General features: G+C 45.8%; 18 protein-coding genes, 1 tRNA gene and 10 pseudogenes. 12 read left to right on the forward strand and 17 right to left on the reverse strand.

Features of this window, described 5'->3' with window-relative positions; translation table 11 throughout:
* Nucleotides 1-112: 112 nt before the first annotated feature.
* The gene (locus ACQGXV_RS26750; protein ID WP_440862665.1) at nt 113-646 is read right to left on the reverse strand and encodes an IS630 family transposase; all 534 of its coding nucleotides are present in this window, start codon (nt 644-646) and stop codon (nt 113-115) included.
* Entirely contained in the window at nt 570-935 is a 366-nt protein-coding gene (locus ACQGXV_RS26755; RefSeq protein ID WP_440862584.1) for an IS630 transposase-related protein, read from the reverse strand. Before ACQGXV_RS26755 ends, ACQGXV_RS26750 begins: the two co-directional genes overlap by 77 nt.
* A gap of 50 nt (nt 936-985) precedes the next feature.
* Between ACQGXV_RS26755 and ACQGXV_RS26760 the strand changes: the two are divergent.
* Nucleotides 986-1,147 (forward strand): annotated as a pseudogene (locus ACQGXV_RS26760) (hypothetical protein); the annotation flags it as partial.
* 241 nt (nt 1,148-1,388) lie between these two features.
* Here the strand turns inward: ACQGXV_RS26760 and flgL are convergent.
* Nucleotides 1,389-1,643: pseudogene (gene flgL / locus ACQGXV_RS26765) on the reverse strand (flagellar hook-associated protein FlgL); the annotation flags it as partial.
* Between the two features lie 66 nt (nt 1,644-1,709).
* On the opposite strand from flgL, the gene ACQGXV_RS26770 reads away from it, so the two are divergent.
* From ACQGXV_RS26770 to ACQGXV_RS26780, 3 genes are read left to right on the forward strand one after another with little or no spacing between them, the layout of a single operon-like run.
* Nucleotides 1,710-1,850, forward strand: coding sequence for a hypothetical protein (locus ACQGXV_RS26770; protein WP_440867843.1), 141 nt, complete (start codon nt 1,710-1,712; stop codon nt 1,848-1,850).
* Between the two features lie 35 nt (nt 1,851-1,885).
* Nucleotides 1,886-2,458, forward strand: a complete 573-nt coding sequence (locus ACQGXV_RS26775) for a transposase (RefSeq protein ID WP_440863718.1) — start codon at nt 1,886-1,888, stop codon at nt 2,456-2,458.
* On the forward strand, nt 2,344-2,859 hold the full coding sequence (locus ACQGXV_RS26780) for an IS30 family transposase (RefSeq protein ID WP_440867630.1): 516 nt from the start codon (nt 2,344-2,346) through the stop codon (nt 2,857-2,859). Before ACQGXV_RS26775 ends, ACQGXV_RS26780 begins: the two co-directional genes overlap by 115 nt.
* A 38-nt stretch (nt 2,860-2,897) precedes the next feature.
* Here ACQGXV_RS26780 and ACQGXV_RS26785 read toward each other — a convergent pair.
* The 5 genes and pseudogenes from ACQGXV_RS26785 to ACQGXV_RS26805 form a co-directional block, all read right to left on the reverse strand.
* A pseudogene (locus ACQGXV_RS26785) lies at nt 2,898-3,662 on the reverse strand (IS256 family transposase); the annotation flags it as partial.
* On the reverse strand, nt 3,604-4,503 hold the full coding sequence (locus ACQGXV_RS26790) for a transposase family protein (protein ID WP_440862939.1): 900 nt from the start codon (nt 4,501-4,503) through the stop codon (nt 3,604-3,606). The gene ACQGXV_RS26790 and the pseudogene ACQGXV_RS26785, both read right to left, overlap by 59 nt.
* 85 nt (nt 4,504-4,588) lie before the next feature.
* Nucleotides 4,589-5,153, reverse strand: a pseudogene (locus tag ACQGXV_RS26795) (transposase); the annotation flags it as partial.
* 36 nt (nt 5,154-5,189) lie between these two features.
* Nucleotides 5,190-5,990: a transposase family protein gene (locus ACQGXV_RS26800; protein ID WP_440863719.1), complete on the reverse strand. Its 801-nt coding sequence runs from the start codon at nt 5,988-5,990 to the stop codon at nt 5,190-5,192.
* A 120-nt stretch (nt 5,991-6,110) separates the two neighbouring features.
* Nucleotides 6,111-6,287 (reverse strand): hypothetical protein, encoded by a 177-nt coding sequence (locus tag ACQGXV_RS26805; protein WP_440863720.1) that lies wholly within the window; start codon nt 6,285-6,287, stop codon nt 6,111-6,113.
* A 189-nt stretch (nt 6,288-6,476) separates the two neighbouring features.
* Between ACQGXV_RS26805 and ACQGXV_RS26810 the strand changes: the two are divergent.
* From ACQGXV_RS26810 to ACQGXV_RS26830, 5 genes and pseudogenes are all read left to right on the forward strand, one after another.
* Nucleotides 6,477-6,677: pseudogene (locus tag ACQGXV_RS26810) on the forward strand (LuxR C-terminal-related transcriptional regulator); the annotation flags it as partial.
* A gap of 24 nt (nt 6,678-6,701) precedes the next feature.
* A complete protein-coding gene (gene uvrC, locus ACQGXV_RS26815; RefSeq protein WP_440863721.1) occupies nt 6,702-8,534 on the forward strand; it encodes an excinuclease ABC subunit UvrC in 1,833 nt (610 codons plus the stop codon).
* Nucleotides 8,535-8,588: 54 nt separating this feature from the next.
* Complete coding sequence (gene pgsA / locus ACQGXV_RS26820; RefSeq protein WP_440863722.1) at nt 8,589-9,137, forward strand: CDP-diacylglycerol--glycerol-3-phosphate 3-phosphatidyltransferase; 549 nt, start codon at nt 8,589-8,591, stop codon at nt 9,135-9,137.
* Nucleotides 9,138-9,309: 172 nt separating this feature from the next.
* Nucleotides 9,310-9,385, forward strand: a tRNA-Gly gene (locus ACQGXV_RS26825).
* A 111-nt stretch (nt 9,386-9,496) separates the two neighbouring features.
* Nucleotides 9,497-10,735: pseudogene (locus tag ACQGXV_RS26830) on the forward strand (IS481 family transposase).
* Between the two features lie 88 nt (nt 10,736-10,823).
* Here the strand turns inward: ACQGXV_RS26830 and ACQGXV_RS26835 are convergent.
* The 5 genes from ACQGXV_RS26835 to ACQGXV_RS26855 are packed head-to-tail and all read right to left on the reverse strand — an operon-like array spanning nt 10,824 to nt 12,810.
* Nucleotides 10,824-11,075, reverse strand: coding sequence for a hypothetical protein (locus ACQGXV_RS26835; RefSeq protein ID WP_440863723.1), 252 nt, complete (start codon nt 11,073-11,075; stop codon nt 10,824-10,826).
* Nucleotides 11,029-11,547 (reverse strand): TonB-dependent receptor domain-containing protein, encoded by a 519-nt coding sequence (locus ACQGXV_RS26840; protein ID WP_440863724.1) that lies wholly within the window; start codon nt 11,545-11,547, stop codon nt 11,029-11,031. The genes ACQGXV_RS26835 and ACQGXV_RS26840 overlap by 47 nt, the downstream gene beginning before the upstream one ends.
* Nucleotides 11,508-12,041, reverse strand: a complete 534-nt coding sequence (locus ACQGXV_RS26845) for an IS630 family transposase (RefSeq protein ID WP_440867179.1) — start codon at nt 12,039-12,041, stop codon at nt 11,508-11,510. The genes ACQGXV_RS26840 and ACQGXV_RS26845 overlap by 40 nt, the downstream gene beginning before the upstream one ends.
* Nucleotides 11,965-12,330, reverse strand: coding sequence for an IS630 transposase-related protein (locus ACQGXV_RS26850; RefSeq protein ID WP_440862584.1), 366 nt, complete (start codon nt 12,328-12,330; stop codon nt 11,965-11,967). Before ACQGXV_RS26850 ends, ACQGXV_RS26845 begins: the two co-directional genes overlap by 77 nt.
* The gene (locus tag ACQGXV_RS26855) at nt 12,331-12,810 is read right to left on the reverse strand and encodes a TonB-dependent receptor domain-containing protein (RefSeq protein WP_440863725.1); all 480 of its coding nucleotides are present in this window, start codon (nt 12,808-12,810) and stop codon (nt 12,331-12,333) included. It lies immediately after the preceding gene.
* A gap of 169 nt (nt 12,811-12,979) precedes the next feature.
* Here ACQGXV_RS26855 and ACQGXV_RS26860 point away from each other — a divergent pair, with 169 nt between their 5' ends.
* Entirely contained in the window at nt 12,980-13,879 is a 900-nt protein-coding gene (locus tag ACQGXV_RS26860) for a transposase family protein (RefSeq protein WP_440862939.1), read from the forward strand.
* A gap of 289 nt (nt 13,880-14,168) precedes the next feature.
* Here ACQGXV_RS26860 and ACQGXV_RS26865 read toward each other — a convergent pair.
* Nucleotides 14,169-14,955, reverse strand: a pseudogene (locus ACQGXV_RS26865) (TonB-dependent receptor plug domain-containing protein); the annotation flags it as partial.
* Nucleotides 14,929-15,428, reverse strand: a pseudogene (locus ACQGXV_RS26870) (IS5 family transposase); the annotation flags it as partial. The pseudogenes ACQGXV_RS26870 and ACQGXV_RS26865, both read right to left, overlap by 27 nt.
* Here ACQGXV_RS26870 and fliI point away from each other — a divergent pair.
* Nucleotides 15,416-15,673 (forward strand): annotated as a pseudogene (gene fliI, locus ACQGXV_RS26875) (flagellum-specific ATP synthase FliI); the annotation flags it as partial. The pseudogenes ACQGXV_RS26870 and fliI overlap by 13 nt on opposite strands.
* Before the next feature lie 8 nt (nt 15,674-15,681).
* Nucleotides 15,682-15,783, forward strand: a pseudogene (gene fliJ / locus ACQGXV_RS26880) (flagellar export protein FliJ); the annotation flags it as partial.
* Nucleotides 15,784-15,883: 100 nt separating this feature from the next.
* On the opposite strand, the gene ACQGXV_RS26885 reads toward fliJ, so the two are convergent.
* Together ACQGXV_RS26885 and ACQGXV_RS26890 are read right to left on the reverse strand one after the other, a co-directional pair.
* Nucleotides 15,884-16,417 carry an IS630 family transposase gene (locus tag ACQGXV_RS26885; RefSeq protein WP_440867631.1) on the reverse strand — a complete coding sequence of 178 codons (534 nt, stop codon included), beginning with the start codon at nt 16,415-16,417 and terminating at the stop codon, nt 15,884-15,886.
* Nucleotides 16,341-16,706 carry an IS630 transposase-related protein gene (locus tag ACQGXV_RS26890; protein WP_440862584.1) on the reverse strand — a complete coding sequence of 122 codons (366 nt, stop codon included), beginning with the start codon at nt 16,704-16,706 and terminating at the stop codon, nt 16,341-16,343. Before ACQGXV_RS26890 ends, ACQGXV_RS26885 begins: the two co-directional genes overlap by 77 nt.
* Between the last annotated feature and the right edge of the window lies 1 nt (nt 16,707).

Raw genomic sequence — 16,707 nt, forward strand, 5'->3', positions numbered from 1 at the left:
TCAAATAGTTAGCACAATAAAAAGCATTCCGAGAGGAAAAATTAGTCGTTGAAATTTTATAATGCTTATATAAATCAGTATCTTAAATTATAGCCAAGCGACTTAATTTTGATTACACCATATGGACTGAGAACAAACTCTCTGTATCGCAACCCATCTCTCTTTTTTTGCTTTTTGCTTGTGCCCATTTATGCTCAATTGGGTTAAGATCTGGCGAATATGTAGGCAAATACTCCACCATATACCCTGCATCGATGATGACTTGTTGAATATTATGTTTTTTGTGAAAAGTGGCATTGTCCATCATGATTACACTGTTTTTAGGGAGTACTGGGATAAGGACTTGTGTGACCCAGGCATAGAAAACATCGCTGTTAATATTGATATCAAATAATCCGATAGCAAACAGCGTTGTGCCTAATAAAGCGCCGATAACATTTGTTCTTCCCCTAGCTCCCCAGTTCTTCAGGCCAAAACACCGTTGACCTTTTGGGGAATAGCCGTGAGTCCGTGGGGCATCGTGTGAAAAACCACTTTCATCAATAAAAACAATAGGTTTACCTTCTTTTTCATACTGTTGTTTTTTTTGTTGAAATCCCTGCCGGGCGTTTTCGTCGGCTTTCGGATGACGTAGAGTTTTTTTTATAGGTCAATCCCAGCTTTTTAAGCGCTTGCCAAATGGCCTTCTGACAAACGCCAAAACGCTCTGCACGTTCTTTTTGGTAAGCATCTGGATATTGTTCAACATCTTTTATCAACTCGGATTTATCGATCTTTCGCTGACGCGTGGTCGATGCTTTTGACTCTATTTGATTAATCCAACGCGATACAGAGGCAGGGCCAATCCGAAATTGCTTCGCTGTTTCTCGGATACTCAACCCTTCGTTTTTCCGTGTAGATATCACTTTACGTCTAAAATCAATTGAATAGCTCATTTAAATAATGTAATCAAAATTAAGTCGTTTAGCTATATTCAACAAAGCCTTTTCCACTGACATTGACCGTGGGAATCATGACGCTAGGTATGTTGCTTTTCCTGTTAGCCCCTTTCACCGAGCACCTGTTCAGTGAAATCCTCAACCTTCTCGCTGACGTATTGACAAGGCTTACACAAGCCTCTTCATATAGCCAAGCGACATTATTTTGATAACAGCCAGCTATGCTTCTTTGCCGCATATCAGGGCATAGGATGTAATCATTTTTAAGTCGGTTGGCTATAGTAAGCAGACACCGCGTTCATACTGCCTAGCAGTGGGCCAGTTTTCAGAGAATGGGAATTCAGGCAGGTGAGAGAATAAAAACAAAAAATGGCACGCCATTTAAAAAATGACATGCCCAAAGAACACGCACGGTTTAAGCGTATTCAAATCTGTGCCGCATCACTGTTTTTACCTGTTAATTTGGAACAGTGACATTCCCTGCATATCTTGATAAGCGGTGTAAGCGGCCTGCAAAGAGGCTTGCTGCATGATGTAGGATGAAATGGCGGGTACCCAGTCGGTATCTACCAACGCACTCTTGGCCTGTGCATTAGCCAGCTTGCGATCGGCGCCAATGGCATCAAGCTGATCGAGCTCTTGCGACTGGATACCAATGCCTGATTCAACGGAGGAGACATTATTCAGTGAGTTGCGTAATCCCCGGGTTTGCGAGAGTGTAAAAAGATCTGTGTAAATGGCATTTTGAGGAAAACCTTCAGAGGACAAAAAATGCCTATCAGCAACGAACTTATTGACCAACTGCTTCAGGATTGTCACTCCCCTCAGGAGCTTCTGGGTGAATCAGGCCTACTCAAGGCCCCATTCCCACTCGAAACGCAACAAAGTGACCCACTTGCCAGAGTCGGATAAAATCACCGTTCTGGCCCTACTGGAGAGCCTGTTGCATGCAGGGAAAACATCTGACTCAGAAAGAACGGTTCTACATCGAAAAGCGGCGTGGTGAAGGTGTCAACCAAGCTACCATCGCCAGAGAGCTTGCTCTGCCTCGCTCGACCATCAGCAGGGAACTCAGACGCAATACCGACCCTACTTTCAATGGTGTCTACTGCTGTAGAAGGGCGGACACTCTGGTCCGGGAACGCCGTCATAAGCCTCTGCCAAACAATGCTTTTTACCCGTTGGAGCCACACATTCAGAACTTCATCAGGCAGGCGCTTTCCACTCACTCTTCACCTGAAATCATCAGTGGCCGTTTGCACCTGGAATTCGGTATATCTGTCAGCAAGAATACGCTATATCGCTATATCCTGCAGGAGAGACAGGCTGGCGGGGAGCTATATCAGCAACTTCCTAATCGGGAAAACGTTACAGGTACAATGCCGAAAACCTCAAATCAGGCCCTATTCCCAACCGTGTTGGTATTGAGTATCGCCCAGCTCAAGCCGAGCTTAAACAGGAGCCTGGCCACTTCGAAATTGACACTATTTTTGGCAAAGACCAGAAGTCATTCTTGTTAACCATCGTAGATAAAGCATTGAAAACCGTCATCATTCGCAAACTGTCTAATAAGCGTGCGGAGACTGTGGTTGCTGCTTTCAGGGACATTGAAGCTAATACCTTTTGCAAGTTTAAGACCCTAACAGCTGATAACGGCCCTGAATTCGCTCTGTACGAGCAAATTACTCAAATCACAGGGGCGCAGGTCTACTTTGCCCATCCTTATCATTCCTGGGAGAGGGGCTTGAATGAGCACACCAACGGGCTGATACGACGTTTTTACCCAAAGGGAACAGACTTCAGTCAGGTCAGTCATCGTAAGATTGCCGAACTCGAACACATACTCAATACAAGGGGCAGAAAATCGCTGGGCTATCGTTCCCGCAATGAGGTATTTTTAACGCACTTACTGGTGGCATAAGCCTCTACCGTTTTGTTGCGTTTCGAGTGGGAATGTGGCGGCAAGGTCCATTTAGCAGAGATATTACGCAAGGCTAGATAGAGTAATTTTATCACCGAGTCATCCGTTGGAAATATTCGTCGCGTTTTCGTTATCTTGCGCAATGAAGCATTTAACGACTCTATCGCGTTGGTGGTGTAGATAACCTTGCGGATCTCCGGCGGAAAGTCAAAAATGACGATGAGACGTTCCCAATTATTTCTCCACGACGGGCTGATCGTCGGGAACTGCTCATCCCATTTGGCCGCGAAGGCATCCAGGGCCTCTTCAGCGCCCTCTAGCGTTGCGGAACTATAGATGGTGCGCAGGTCAGCAGCAACGGCCTTACGCTCTTTCCAGCCGACGTAGCGCAGCGAGTTCCGCACCTGATGCACAATGCAGAGCTGTACCCGCGTATGCGGGTAAACAGCTTCAATGGCATCAGGAAAGCCTTTCAGGCCATCGCAGCAGGCGACGAAGATGTCCTTTAGCCCACGATTTTTCAGTTCTGTCATCACAGATAACCAGAACTTGGCCCCCTCAGTTTTGGCTATCCATAGCCCCAGCAGCTCTTTTTCGCCCTGGCCGTTGACGCCGAGGGCCAGATAAACAGACTTGTTGGCCACGGCTCCGCCGTCCTGGCTTTTGACAACAATACAGTCAAGGTAAACAATAAGCGTGTTGCTTAATAGTGAAATAAGGGTGTTTCGGTGATTGAAGTAAATTTTACGCTGTTCTGAGATGGAAATTCCAAAGACCGGCGCTAAGGAGTAAGAAGGTATCATCAATAAAGGGTCTACGATTCCGTAAAATTTGGGTCATGCAACCGAGGCGCTTGATACCCGCGATGGCGTGTTCAACTGTAATACGGATGCCCGAGATTATTTTATTTTCTTGTTTTTGTTCAGGCGATAAAGGTCTTTTTCGAGTTCCTTTTTTTGGGATTTGTGTATTAGGATGCTGTTTATCTATACCTTGAAAACCGGTATCTGCCCAGATGGTTACCTCAGGAGGAATATGGCGAATTATATCGACTTTATCGAGTAAGCGTTTATCGTGACGGCGCCCATTTTTGCTCATGGGGATAAATCCAATTTGCCTTGTTTCGTCAGTCATAATAAGCCCTTTTCGAGTGGTCTGTCTTTTCTTTCCCGAATACATTTTTTTTCGCCGACGCAGATTCTTAGGCTTTTGGACAGGTCGCTCTGTCCCATCAATAAAGACGTCTTTAACTCCAGGAAAGGCGCGAAAAAATTCCTCAGCAGAGCGAATTTGACGAGCGGGCAAAACACATTCTCGCCCCAAGGTCATCTCTAAAACCGGCAATAATATTTTTACCCAGCGACATACCCGTGTTCTATCTAAACCAAAAAGAAGTCCTTGCAAATCATAGGTCGGATAACATTTTAAATACAATAAAATAAAAAGCAGTTTATCTAATGGGGTTGGGATAAATCCTTTCTGCCCTGCACCCATCTGCCGCTCGTGATCTTTTCGATTCTTTTTCCGATAAATCAAATAACAAGCTGAAAATTCAGCGGCTAAATTTTTCAATTCTTCGACTGATAATCCAATGATTGCTTTACATAAACGATTATCTCGTAACAACCGCTCTTTGTTGATCATTTCAAACCTTTATTCTCTAAGTTAAACCTCTTTTTATTCTCAATAGCCTGACAAAAAATGCAAGTCTCTATTCAGCAACTAGTTTAATGGGATAAAGCGCATCCAGCGGCCGTTGCTGCCAGCGCTTAACTTCATCCATCACAGCATTGGTCACTTGAGAAATGAAGCCAGCGGAAACATCGACCCCGTAGACTTCTTTAAAGTGTGCCTGAATATCACGGGTTGATAACCCTCTGGAATAGAGAGAAATAATGCGGTCATCGAAGCCGTTAAGCTGTTTTTCGTTCTTACCGATCAGTGTCGGCTCGAAGGTATAGCCAACCGACTTAAAAATGATTACATCCTATGCCCTGATATGCGGCAAAGAAGCATAGCTGGCTGTTATCAAAATAATGTCGCTTGGCTATACTGTTGGGGTCGCGCGGAATATCGAGCTCGATCTCCCCATTTTGGCTACGTACGCTCTTGGATGTCTTGCCATTGCGGGAGTTGCCTGAATGATTACCTGCCGGGTTATGCTTAGCATACCCAAGGTGCATCTCCATCTCAGCTTCAAGAACCCGTTCCGCCAGTCTTTTAGTCAGCACCTTGAGTAGGCCTGATTCACCCAGCAGATCCTGAGGGGAGTGACAATAAGCGTGTTGCTTAATAGTGAAATAAGGGTGTTTCGGTGATTGAAGTAAATTTTACGCTGTTCTGAGATGGAAATTCCAAAGACCGGCGCTAAGGAGTAAGAAGGTATCATCAATAAAGGGTCTACGATTCCGTAAAATTTGGGTCATGCAACCGAGGCGCTTGATACCCGCGATGGCGTGTTCAACTGTAATACGGATGCCCGAGATTATTTTATTTTCTTGTTTTTGTTCAGGCGATAAAGGTCTTTTTCGAGTTCCTTTTTTTGGGATTTGTGTATTAGGATGCTGTTTATCTATACCTTGAAAACCGGTATCTGCCCAGATGGTTACCTCAGGAGGAATATGGCGAATTATATCGACTTTATCGAGTAAGCGTTTATCGTGACGGCGCCCATTTTTGCTCATGGGGATAAATCCAATTTGCCTTGTTTCGTCAGTCATAATAAGCCCTTTTCGAGTGGTCTGTCTTTTCTTTCCCGAATACATTTTTTTTCGCCGACGCAGATTCTTAGGCTTTTGGACAGGTCGCTCTGTCCCATCAATAAAGACGTCTTTAACTCCAGGAAAGGCGCGAAAAAATTCCTCAGCAGAGCGAATTTGACGAGCGGGCAAAACACATTCTCGCCCCAAGGTCATCTCTAAAACCGGCAATAATATTTTTACCCAGCGACATACCCGTGTTCTATCTAAACCAAAAAGAAGTCCTTGCAAATCATAGGTCGGATAACATTTTAAATACAATAAAATAAAAAGCAGTTTATCTAATGGGGTTGGGATAAATCCTTTCTGCCCTGCACCGGCTTTGTTGAATAATTTAAGATACTGATTTATATAAGCATTATAAAATTTCAACGACTAATTTTTCCTCTCGGAATGCTTTTTATTGTGCTAACTATTTGATTTGTCGTTCTAACAAAATACATTCTCTGTAAATGCATTCTAACTAAAGAAGATGTAAATCAAACGGTTAAATTATTCAACAAAGCCCCCTGCACCCATCTGCCGCTCGTGATCTTTTCGATTCTTTTTCCGATAAATCAAATAACAAGCTGAAAATTCAGCGGCTAAATTTTTCAATTCTTCGACTGATAATCCAATGATTGCTTTACATAAACGATTATCTCGTAACAACCGCTCTTTGTTGATCATTTCAAACCTTTATTCTCTAAGTTAAACCTCTTTTTATTCTCAATAGCCTGACAAAAAATGCAAATCTCTATTCAGCAACTAGTTTAATCTTGAAGCAGTTGGTCAATAAGTTCGTTGCTGATAGGCATTTTGTTATCCTTTGAAGGTTTTCCTCAAAATGCCATTTACACAGATTATTTTACAGTCTCTGAATTACAAATTATGATGATGATCACTCAGGGGCAAAAGGTCACGGAAATTTCCGAACGGTTAAGCCTGAGTCCGAAAACCGTAAACAGTTACCGTTACCGCATGTTTAGCAAACTGAATGTGAGTGGTGATGTTGAGTTGACTCATTTGGCTATCCGCCACGGATTGTTTAACGCGGAGCCGTCCATGAGCAGTGAATAACAGGCAGTGAGCGAAGGTTAAGCAGTGAGTGAACATTTCGATTCCCCCGCATTTTTGAAAACCGTCACCAGCCAGCCTGGTGTATACCGCATGTATGATGAGAGCAACACGGTCATCTATGTCGGGAAAGCAAAAGATCTAAAAAAGCGCCTCGCAAGCTACTTCCGCAGCAATGTTGCCAGCCGTAAGACGGAAGCGCTGGTGAAGGCTATTCACCAGATTGATGTCACCATTACCCATACCGAAACCGAAGCGCTGCTGCTTGAACACAACTATATCAAGCTTTATCAGCCGCGCTATAACGTATTGCTGCGTGATGATAAATCGTATCCGATGATCTTTCTCAGCGGCGATACGCACCCACGGTTAGCCGTCCATCGCGGTGCAAAGCACGCCAAAGGGGAGTATTTTGGCCCCTTTCCAAACGGCAATGCCGTGCGTGAAACATTGGTGCTGCTGCAAAAGCTTTTCCCTATTCGCCAGTGTGAAAACAGCGTGTATCGAAACCGTTCGCGGCCTTGTCTCCAGTATCAGATTGGGCGCTGCCTTGGCCCCTGTGTTACCGGGTTGGTCAGTGAAGAAAGCTACCGTCAGCAGCTAGAATATGTGCGGCTTTTTCTCTCAGGCAAAGATCAGCAGGTGCTCAATCAACTGGTGGCGCGTATGGAAGCCGCTAGCCGCCAGTTGGATTTTGAAGAGGCGGCTCGTATTCGCGATCAGATTCAAGCGGTGCGTAGCGTCACCGAAAAGCAATTTGTTTCGGGCGATGGCGAAGATCTGGATGTGATAGGCGTTTCCTTCGATGCCGGTATGGCCTGTGTGCATGTGCTCTTTATTCGTCAAGGCAAAGTGCTGGGAAGCCGCAGCTATTTCCCCAAAATACCGGCCGGAACGGAACTGGCGGAAGTGGTTCAGACGTTTGTCGGGCAATTCTATCTGCAAGGCAGTTTGTCGCGCACGCTGCCTAGCGAAATCTTGTTGGATTTTGCGTTGCCAGAGAAAGAGGTATTGGCAGAATCGCTGTCTGAGGTCGCGGGGCGACGTATTCATATCCAAACCAAACCGCGCGGCGATCGCGCCGGCTATTTGAAACTGGCACTCACCAATGCGGCCACGGCATTGGTCACCAAACTCTCGCAGCAGTCCACTATCCACCAGCGCTTAAAGGCATTAGCGGATGTACTTCATCTGGAAAACATCGGGCGGATGGAGTGTTTTGATATCAGCCATACCATGGGGGAGCAGACGGTAGCGTCCTGCGTGGTGTTTGATGCCAATGGGCCGCTGCGTTCGGAGTATCGCCGTTACAATATCACTGGCATCACGCCGGGGGATGACTACGCGGCCATGAATCAGGTTCTGAAACGTCGCTATGGTAAAGCGTTAGAAGAGAGCAAAATTCCCGACGTGATTGTTATCGATGGCGGAAAGGGGCAATTGGGGCAGGCGCTCGCGGTGTTCGATGAGCTGGATGTGTCGTGGGATAAACGCAAACCGCTGCTGCTTGGCGTTGCCAAGGGGACAGAGCGCAAGGCGGGATTGGAAACGCTGTTTTTCGAGGCGACCGGGGAAGGGTTCGCCTTACCCGCGGATTCGCCAGCGTTGCACGTTATTCAACATATTCGCGATGACTCGCATGACCACGCTATCGCCGGGCACCGCAAAAAACGGGCAAAAGTAAAAAACACCAGTTCGCTGGAACTGATTGAAGGGGTGGGCCCAAAACGTCGGCAAATTCTGCTGAAATACCTGGGAGGAATGCAGCCACTGTTAAATGCCAGCATTGATGATATTGCGAATGTGCCAGGAATTTCACATGCATTGGCAGAAAAAATCTTTCATGCATTGAAACACTAGGGACAATGTAGCAACATATCCACCAACCGATACCAGCCAAAGTAGCCAATCCCTATGCAATTGAACATACCAACATTGCTAACTCTGTTTCGCGTTGCCCTTATTCCATTCTTTGTGCTGGCGTTTTATCTCCCTTTTAATTGGGCACCGCTGCTGTGCGCCTTTATTTTTGTGGTCGCGGCGGTGACTGACTGGTTTGATGGTTTTCTGGCGCGTCGTTTGAAGCAAACCACGCGCTTTGGCGCCTTTCTCGATCCTGTTGCTGACAAGGTGATGGTTGCGGTGGCGCTGGTGCTGGTAGCAGAGCATTACCATGCGTGGTGGATAACCTTGCCAGCCGCCACGATGATTGCGCGAGAAATCATTATCTCCGCCCTGCGCGAATGGATGGCTGAGATTGGCAAACGTAGTCACGTCGCGGTTTCTTGGGTGGGTAAGGTGAAAACAACGGCGCAAATGCTGGCGTTGGTTGGACTTCTCTGGCGCCCTGAGCGTATGGTCGAAGGTGCGGGCATTATTGCGCTCTATATCGCCGCTGTGTTGACCTTTTGGTCCATGTTCCAGTATTTGAGTGCCGCGTGGCGTGATTTGCTGGATTACTGACCTCTGCGTCGTAAAAAACAGCAATTGATGAGCGTTAAGGGATAATTTTATTGACTGGTCAGGGTAGGTCAGTAAAATGCTCGCCATAGACAGGTTGGTGGCCAATGCTAACCGAGTAAAAATGTCTATCGATTTTCTACAGTGTCATGATGCCTACTATTTGTAGCATGATGCGGGAATAGCTCAGTTGGTAGAGCACGACCTTGCCAAGGTCGGGGCCGCGAGTTCGAGTCTCGTTTCCCGCTCCAACATTTAAATGTATTAGTCGCGACTTGATCTGACACATGACCTTGAAAGGTTGAGAGTTACCGGTTTTGATATGGGTGTCTAATCCTTAAACAAAACGCAAGGTAACTCTCATGCTTCATACTAACAATCCCATCATCAAACACAAAGCCGGCCTGCTCAATCTCGCCGAAGAACTTGGTAACGTATCAAAAGCCTGCAAGATCATGGGCGTGTCGCGCGACACGTTTTACCGTTATCAGGAACTGGCTGCTGAAGGTGGCATCGATGCACTGGTTAACCAGAACCGCCGGGTTCCCAACGGCTTTGTTGAATAATTTAAAATACTGATTTAAATGGGTATTATAAAATTTTAACGACTAAATTTTACTACCGTAATGCTTTTTATTGTGCTAACTATTTGATTTATCGCTCTAACAAAATACATTTTCTGTACATGCATCCCACCTAAAGAATTTGTAAATCAAAACGTTAAATTATTCAACAAAGCCGTTCCCAACCTGAAGAACCGCGCCGACGAAGCCACTGAACGCGCGGTTGTTGAATATGCCGTTGAGTTCCCGGCCCACGGGCAGCACCGGACCAGTAATGAGCTGCGTAAAAAAGGCGTATTTATCTCCGGCAGCGGCGTGCGGTCCATCTGGCAACGGCACGATCTGGAGAACTTCCGTAAACGCCTGAAGGCGCTTGAGGAAAAAGTTGCCAGAGAAGGCATCGTGCTTACCGATGTCCAAATCGCAGCGCTGGAGAAAAAGGCGCATGATGATGAGGCCAGCGGCGAAATCGAGACGGCTCATCCGGCTTATCTCGGGTCGCAGGACACCTTCTACGTTGGCAATCTGAAAGGGGTGGGCCGTATCTACCAGCAGACGTTCGTGGATACGTACTCGAAAGTGGCACACTGCAAGCTTTATACGAGTAAAACGCCGATCACTGCCGCCGACCTGCTAAATGATCGCGTACTGCCGTTCTACGAGGCTCAGGTACTGCCGATGCTGAGAATACTGACCGACAGGGGAACGGAGTACTGTGGTAAGGTGGAGCAGCATGATTACCAGCTGTATCTGGCCATCAACGATATCGACCATACAAAAACGAAGGCGATGTCTCCGCAGACGAACGGCATCTGCGAGCGCTTCCATAAAACGATTTTGCAGGATTTTTATCAGGTTACGTTCCGCAAGAAGTTATATGGGGACCTGGAGAGCCTGCAGGCAGATCTGGACAACTGGTTGTGGCATTACAATAATGAGCGAACTCATCAGGGAAAAATGTGCTGCGGGCGAACGCCAATGGCAACGTTACTTGATGGAAAACGGGTCTGGGCAGAAAAGGATCTGAACCGGATGTAATCTGACAGACACCTGTATAAATAACCGATAACTGTCAGATAAGGTCTGAGCTAGTACAAATTATGCTGTGCGCGTTGATAACATTCATTTAGAATTTATAGCTGATACCGCCATAAATTGTCCGACCTGACAGGAAATAGTCATTAGCGGTAGCCACATAATCGCGCTTTTCATTAGTGATATTGGTGACACCCAATTTCAGATCAACGTGTTTAATTGGCGTATAGGTCGCGCCCAGATCGACGGTATTGAACCCTCGGGTTTTCTTCGACTGCTTGTCGAGCAGATACTGATTACCCGTGTATTGATAGGAGAGCGACGTAGCAAGGTTGTCCAGCACTTGGCGTCTGTTTCAGGCGCATTTTGGTGCTGCGATCTTCCGCATCGACGATGGTCCAATTGGTGGCCCAATTTAGGTTTTCAGTCAGATCGACCCATACGGAGGTTTCAATGCCCCGGATGCGTGCTTTATCCACATTTTCATAGGTGAGCTGTGTCGCGACACGGTCCCAGGTTTGAACCTGAATCATATCCTTGATGTCGTTATTGAACAGGGTTAGGCCCGCACCGTAATGCTCAGCTTCATAGGCAGTGCCCAACTCATAGCTGACAGCGGTCTCTGCCTTCAGGTCAGGGTTCCCTACCGTTTGGCATTTTCCTCGACAGGCGGCAACGGCATAGCCTGGGTTAAATTGCGCGATGGTCGGTGCTTTGAATGCTTTGTTTACGCCCCCTTTGACCACCCAGTTATAGCCAAGCGACTTAATTTTGATTACACCATATGGACTGAGAACAAACTCTCTGTATCGCAACCCATCTCTCTTTTTTTGCTTTTTGCTTGTGCCCATTTATGCTCAATTGGGTTAAGATCTGGCGAATATGTAGGCAAATACTCCACCATATACCCTGCATCGATGATGACTTGTTGAATATTATGTTTTTTGTGAAAAGTGGCATTGTCCATCATGATTACACTGTTTTTAGGGAGTACTGGGATAAGGACTTGTGTGACCCAGGCATAGAAAACATCGCTGTTAATATTGATATCAAATAATCCGATAGCAAACAGCGTTGTGCCTAATAAAGCGCCGATAACATTTGTTCTTCCCCTAGCTCCCCAGTTCTTCAGGCCAAAACACCGTTGACCTTTTGGGGAATAGCCGTGAGTCCGTGGGGTATCGTGTGAAAAACCACTTTCATCAATAAAAACAATAGGTTTACCTTCTTTTTCATACTGTTGTTTTTTTTGTTGAAATCCCTGCCGGGCGTTTTCGTCGGCTTTCGGATGACGTAGAGTTTTTTTTATAGGTCAATCCCAGCTTTTTAAGCGCTTGCCAAATGGCCTTCTGACAAACGCCAAAACGCTCTGCACGTTCTTTTTGGTAAGCATCTGGATATTGTTCAACATCTTTTATCAACTCGGATTTATCGATCTTTCGCTGACGCGTGGTCGATGCTTTTGACTCTATTTGATTAATCCAACGCGATACAGAGGCAGGGCCAATCCGAAATTGCTTCGCTGTTTCTCGGATACTCAACCCTTCGTTTTTCCGTGTAGATATCACTTTACGTCTAAAATCAATTGAATAGCTCATTTAAATAATGTAATCAAAATTAAGTCGTTTAGCTATATCGCTGAGGCTGTAGGTGGCATAGGCACGTGGGCTAAATTCTGTGCCGTAAATTTCGTGCGAGTCGACACGACCGCCAAACGTCAGTGCCAGATCCCCGAGTTTAAATTCATCCTGCAAGAAAAACGCTTTCTGGCTTACCGCCACGTTGCCATTTTGCAAGTTCAGGCTGTGTTGTAATTCGGTGTTCCGATACTCACCGCCAGCCGTCATCAAGTGATCGCCTAAGTAGCCGGAGATTTGCCCATCCAGGGTTTTATTGTCCTGAGTAATGTAGGCTTTGCCGTTGTTGAGCTGTGAGTTATCCATCAAATCGACGCTTTCGAAGTAGTAGCGCAAGCGCGTATCGACATACTCCCAGCTGCCATTATGTGTCAGGCCAAAGCCAATGCGTTCCATTTTTTGAATATTGCATGCCGATGCGCCGTAGTTATTCCACAGCACATCACGATCGTCTTTTGCGTAAGTGGTGTCGAATTCAATACTTTGCCGGTCATCGATAAGCCAAGTCAGATTGGTCAGTGCATTAAACTAGTTGCTGAATAGAGACTTGCATTTTTTGTCAGGCTATTGAGAATAAAAAGAGGTTTAACTTAGAGAATAAAGGTTTGAAATGATCAACAAAGAGCGGTTGTTACGAGATAATCGTTTATGTAAAGCAATCATTGGATTATCAGTCGAAGAATTGAAAAATTTAGCCGCTGAATTTTCAGCTTGTTATTTGATTTATCGGAAAAAGAATCGAAAAGATCACGAGCGGCAGATGGGTGCAGGGCAGAAAGGATTTATCCCAACCCCATTAGATAAACTGCTTTTTATTTTATTGTATTTAAAATGTTATCCGACCTATGATTTGCAAGGACTTCTTTTTGGTTTAGATAGAACACGGGTATGTCGCTGGGTAAAAATATTATTGCCGGTTTTAGAGATGACCTTGGGGCGAGAATGTGTTTTGCCCGCTCGTCAAATTCGCTCTGCTGAGGAATTTTTTCGCGCCTTTCCTGGAGTTAAAGACGTCTTTATTGATGGGACAGAGCGACCTGTCCAAAAGCCTAAGAATCTGCGTCGGCGAAAAAAAATGTATTCGGGAAAGAAAAGACAGACCACTCGAAAAGGGCTTATTATGACTGACGAAACAAGGCAAATTGGATTTATCCCCATGAGCAAAAATGGGCGCCGTCACGATAAACGCTTACTCGATAAAGTCGATATAATTCGCCATATTCCTCCTGAGGTAACCATCTGGGCAGATACCGGTTTTCAAGGTATAGATAAACAGCATCCTAATACACAAATCCCAAAAAAAGGAACTCGAAAAAGACCTTTATCGCCTGAACAAAAACAAGAAAATAAAATAATCTCGGGCATCCGTATTACAGTTGAACACGCCATCGCGGGTATCAAGCGCCTCGGTTGCATGACCCAAATTTTACGGAATCGTAGACCCTTTATTGATGATACCTTCTTACTCCTTAGCGCCGGTCTTTGGAATTTCCATCTCAGAACAGCGTAAAATTTACTTCAATCACCGAAACACCCTTATTTCACTATTAAGCAACACGCTTATTGAACGTATCGCGGGCTTCCAGTGCATCCGAGTTGGGGTTGACGGAGGCTTTGTTGAATAATTTAACCGTTTGATTTACATCTTCTTTAGTTAGAATGCATTTACAGAGAATGTATTTTGTTAGAACGACAAATCAAATAGTTAGCACAATAAAAAGCATTCCGAGAGGAAAAATTAGTCGTTGAAATTTTATAATGCTTATATAAATCAGTATCTTAAATTATTCAACAAAGCCGTTGACGGATTGATTGGTGCGCCAGGCATCACGTTTTCCCCCGTCAACGATCACGCTGCCGAGCAGTTTATTGTCCAACAGCGGGCCGCTGAGATAGCCGCTTAGAAGATTATAGCCAACCGACTTAAAAATGATTACAGCCGATGCCCTGATATGTGGCAAAGAAGCATAGCTGGCTGTTATCAAAATAATGTCGCTTAGCTATATGTCCGCCGCCATCGCCTTCCGTGGGTGCTTCAAAACCGTAACCTATCTCACCCGCTGCCGTTTCACCCGGCTGACGCAGGATCACGTTGACGACGCCGCCCAGCGCATCGGCGCCATACAGGGATGACATCGGGCCGCGAATGACTTCAATGCGATCGATCGCGGAGACGGGGATCGTGGAGAGGTCGAAATCGTTACCCATGTTGCTGGCGAGCGCTTCACGCGAGTTGATGCGTCGGCCATTGAGCAGCAACAGCGTATAGTCGGATTTCATGCCACGGATTTTGATCTCTTTGCGGCCGTAGGTAGTTGAAGGATTAATGCTGATACCGGGCAGTTTTCTGACAGCATCAGAAACGTCGTTAACCGACATCTTTTCCAGTTCGGCACGGGTGACGACCGAAACGCTGGCTGGTGCGCTGAGCGTGGTGTGTTTTGTCTGGGTAGCGGTAACAACAAACGTTTCATTTGTTACATTTTCCGCGATTGCTCCAGTGGAGAGGGCGGTCAATCCGGTGGCGAAAAGGGTGCGGTACAAGGTATTAAGAAACCATCCCAATAGGATTTTATTCCAGACAATGATGCCGCAGGTAAAATGCAGCATCGCCTCATAATTTTCGACTTTCTTCTCCCAGCGAGTCAGAACTCGACGAAAGCGATTCATCCAGCTGTGCGTTCTCTCCACTACCCAGCGGTGAGCTTTAAAATCCGTGTTTTTGATGGCTTCCGACTCCTCTTTCCTTGACTGGATATGAGGTTCGTAACGACGACTTTTCAGACAGGCCTCCAGCCATCCGGCCTCATAGCCTTTGTCCAGACAGAGGCGGAGCTTTCTGCCGCGTCTGCCCGTCTGAAGGGCGTCGAGAGTATCAGCAACCAGCTTTATGTCGTGGGTATTTGCCCCTGAGACAAACAGAGAGAGGGGAAGCCCGTTCGCATCGGTCATCAGGCTACGCTTTACACCCTGTTTCCCCCGGTCTGTGGGATTCCGTCCTGTTTTTTTGAGCCTGCCAGCGGTGACTTCGTCATACAACCATCCATCGACAGCCATGACCGCGCTCATTGATGAAAAGCACTACGCCTCCGTGCGGCTGTTTAAGCAGTTACTCTCCAGTTACCAACGTAACCGGGACTTGATAAACGTGGGGGCTTACGCTCCGGGCAGCGATCCGACGCTCGACCAGGCCATTCGCCTCTACCCACAGCTTCAGGATTTTTTGCAGCAGGGCATGTTTGAACGCAGTGGTTATGAAGCCGCTTGTCAGGCTTTAAATGTCATTTTTCCCCGTAGCGAGTAGGAGGACAGATGAAAACGCAGTCACCGCTGGTTACATTACGTGAATTGGCCCAAAAAGAGGTCGAAAAAGCAGCGACCCAATTGGGGAAAGTACGGGCTTTGTTGAATAATTTAACCGTTTGATTTACATCTTCTTTAGTTAGAATGCATTTACAGAGAATGTATTTTGTTAGAACGACAAATCAAATATAGCCAAGCGACTTAATTTTGATTACACCATATGGACTGAGAACAAACTCTCTGTATCGCAACCCATCTCTCTTTTTTTGCTTTTTGCTTGTGCCCATTTATGCTCAATTGGGTTAAGATCTGGCGAATATGTAGGCAAATACTCCACCATATACCCTGCATCGATGATGACTTGTTGAATATTATGTTTTTTGTGAAAAGTGGCATTGTCCATCATGATTACACTGTTTTTAGGGAGTACTGGGATAAGGACTTGTGTGACCCAGGCATAGAAAACATCGCTGTTAATATTGATATCAAATAATCCGATAGCAAACAGCGTTGTGCCTAATAAAGCGCCGATAACATTTGTTCTTCCCCTAGCTCCCCAGTTCTTCAGGCCAAAACACCGTTGACCTTTTGGGGAATAGCCGTGAGTCCGTGGGGCATCGTGTAAAAAACCACTTTCATCAATAAAAACAATAGGTTTACCTTCTTTTTCATACTGTTGTTTTTTTTGTTGAAATCCCTGCCGGGCGTTTTCGTCGGCTTTCGGATGACGTAGAGTTTTTTTTATAGGTCAATCCCAGCTTTTTAAGCGCTTGCCAAATGGCCTTCTGACAAACGCCAAAACGCTCTGCACGTTCTTTTTGGTAAGCATCTGGATATTGTTCAACATCTTTTATCAACTCGGATTTATCGATCTTTCGCTGACGCGTGGTCGATGCTTTTGACTCTATTTGATTAATCCAACGCGATACAGAGGCAGGGCCAATCCGAAATTGCTTCGCTGTTTCTCGGATACTCAACCCTTCGTTTTTCCGTGTAGATATCACTTTACGTCTAAAATCAATTGAATAGCTCATT

This window comes from Symbiopectobacterium purcellii, assembly GCF_052050035.1.
In the GTDB taxonomy this organism is placed as follows: domain Bacteria; phylum Pseudomonadota; class Gammaproteobacteria; order Enterobacterales; family Enterobacteriaceae; genus Symbiopectobacterium; species Symbiopectobacterium purcellii_A.

Coding starts and splice junctions, on each gene's coding strand:
- ACQGXV_RS26755 (WP_440862584.1), bottom strand. CDS start 935: ATGAGCTATTCAATTGATTTTAGACGTAAAGTGATATCTACACGGAAA.
- ACQGXV_RS26770 (WP_440867843.1), top strand. CDS start 1,710: ATGCCTATCAGCAACGAACTTATTGACCAACTGCTTCAGGATTGTCAC.
- ACQGXV_RS26775 (WP_440863718.1), top strand. CDS start 1,886: ATGCAGGGAAAACATCTGACTCAGAAAGAACGGTTCTACATCGAAAAG.
- ACQGXV_RS26790 (WP_440862939.1), bottom strand. CDS start 4,503: ATGATCAACAAAGAGCGGTTGTTACGAGATAATCGTTTATGTAAAGCA.
- ACQGXV_RS26805 (WP_440863720.1), bottom strand. CDS start 6,287: ATGATCAACAAAGAGCGGTTGTTACGAGATAATCGTTTATGTAAAGCA.
- pgsA (WP_440863722.1), top strand. CDS start 8,589: ATGCAATTGAACATACCAACATTGCTAACTCTGTTTCGCGTTGCCCTT.
- ACQGXV_RS26850 (WP_440862584.1), bottom strand. CDS start 12,330: ATGAGCTATTCAATTGATTTTAGACGTAAAGTGATATCTACACGGAAA.
- ACQGXV_RS26860 (WP_440862939.1), top strand. CDS start 12,980: ATGATCAACAAAGAGCGGTTGTTACGAGATAATCGTTTATGTAAAGCA.
- ACQGXV_RS26890 (WP_440862584.1), bottom strand. CDS start 16,706: ATGAGCTATTCAATTGATTTTAGACGTAAAGTGATATCTACACGGAAA.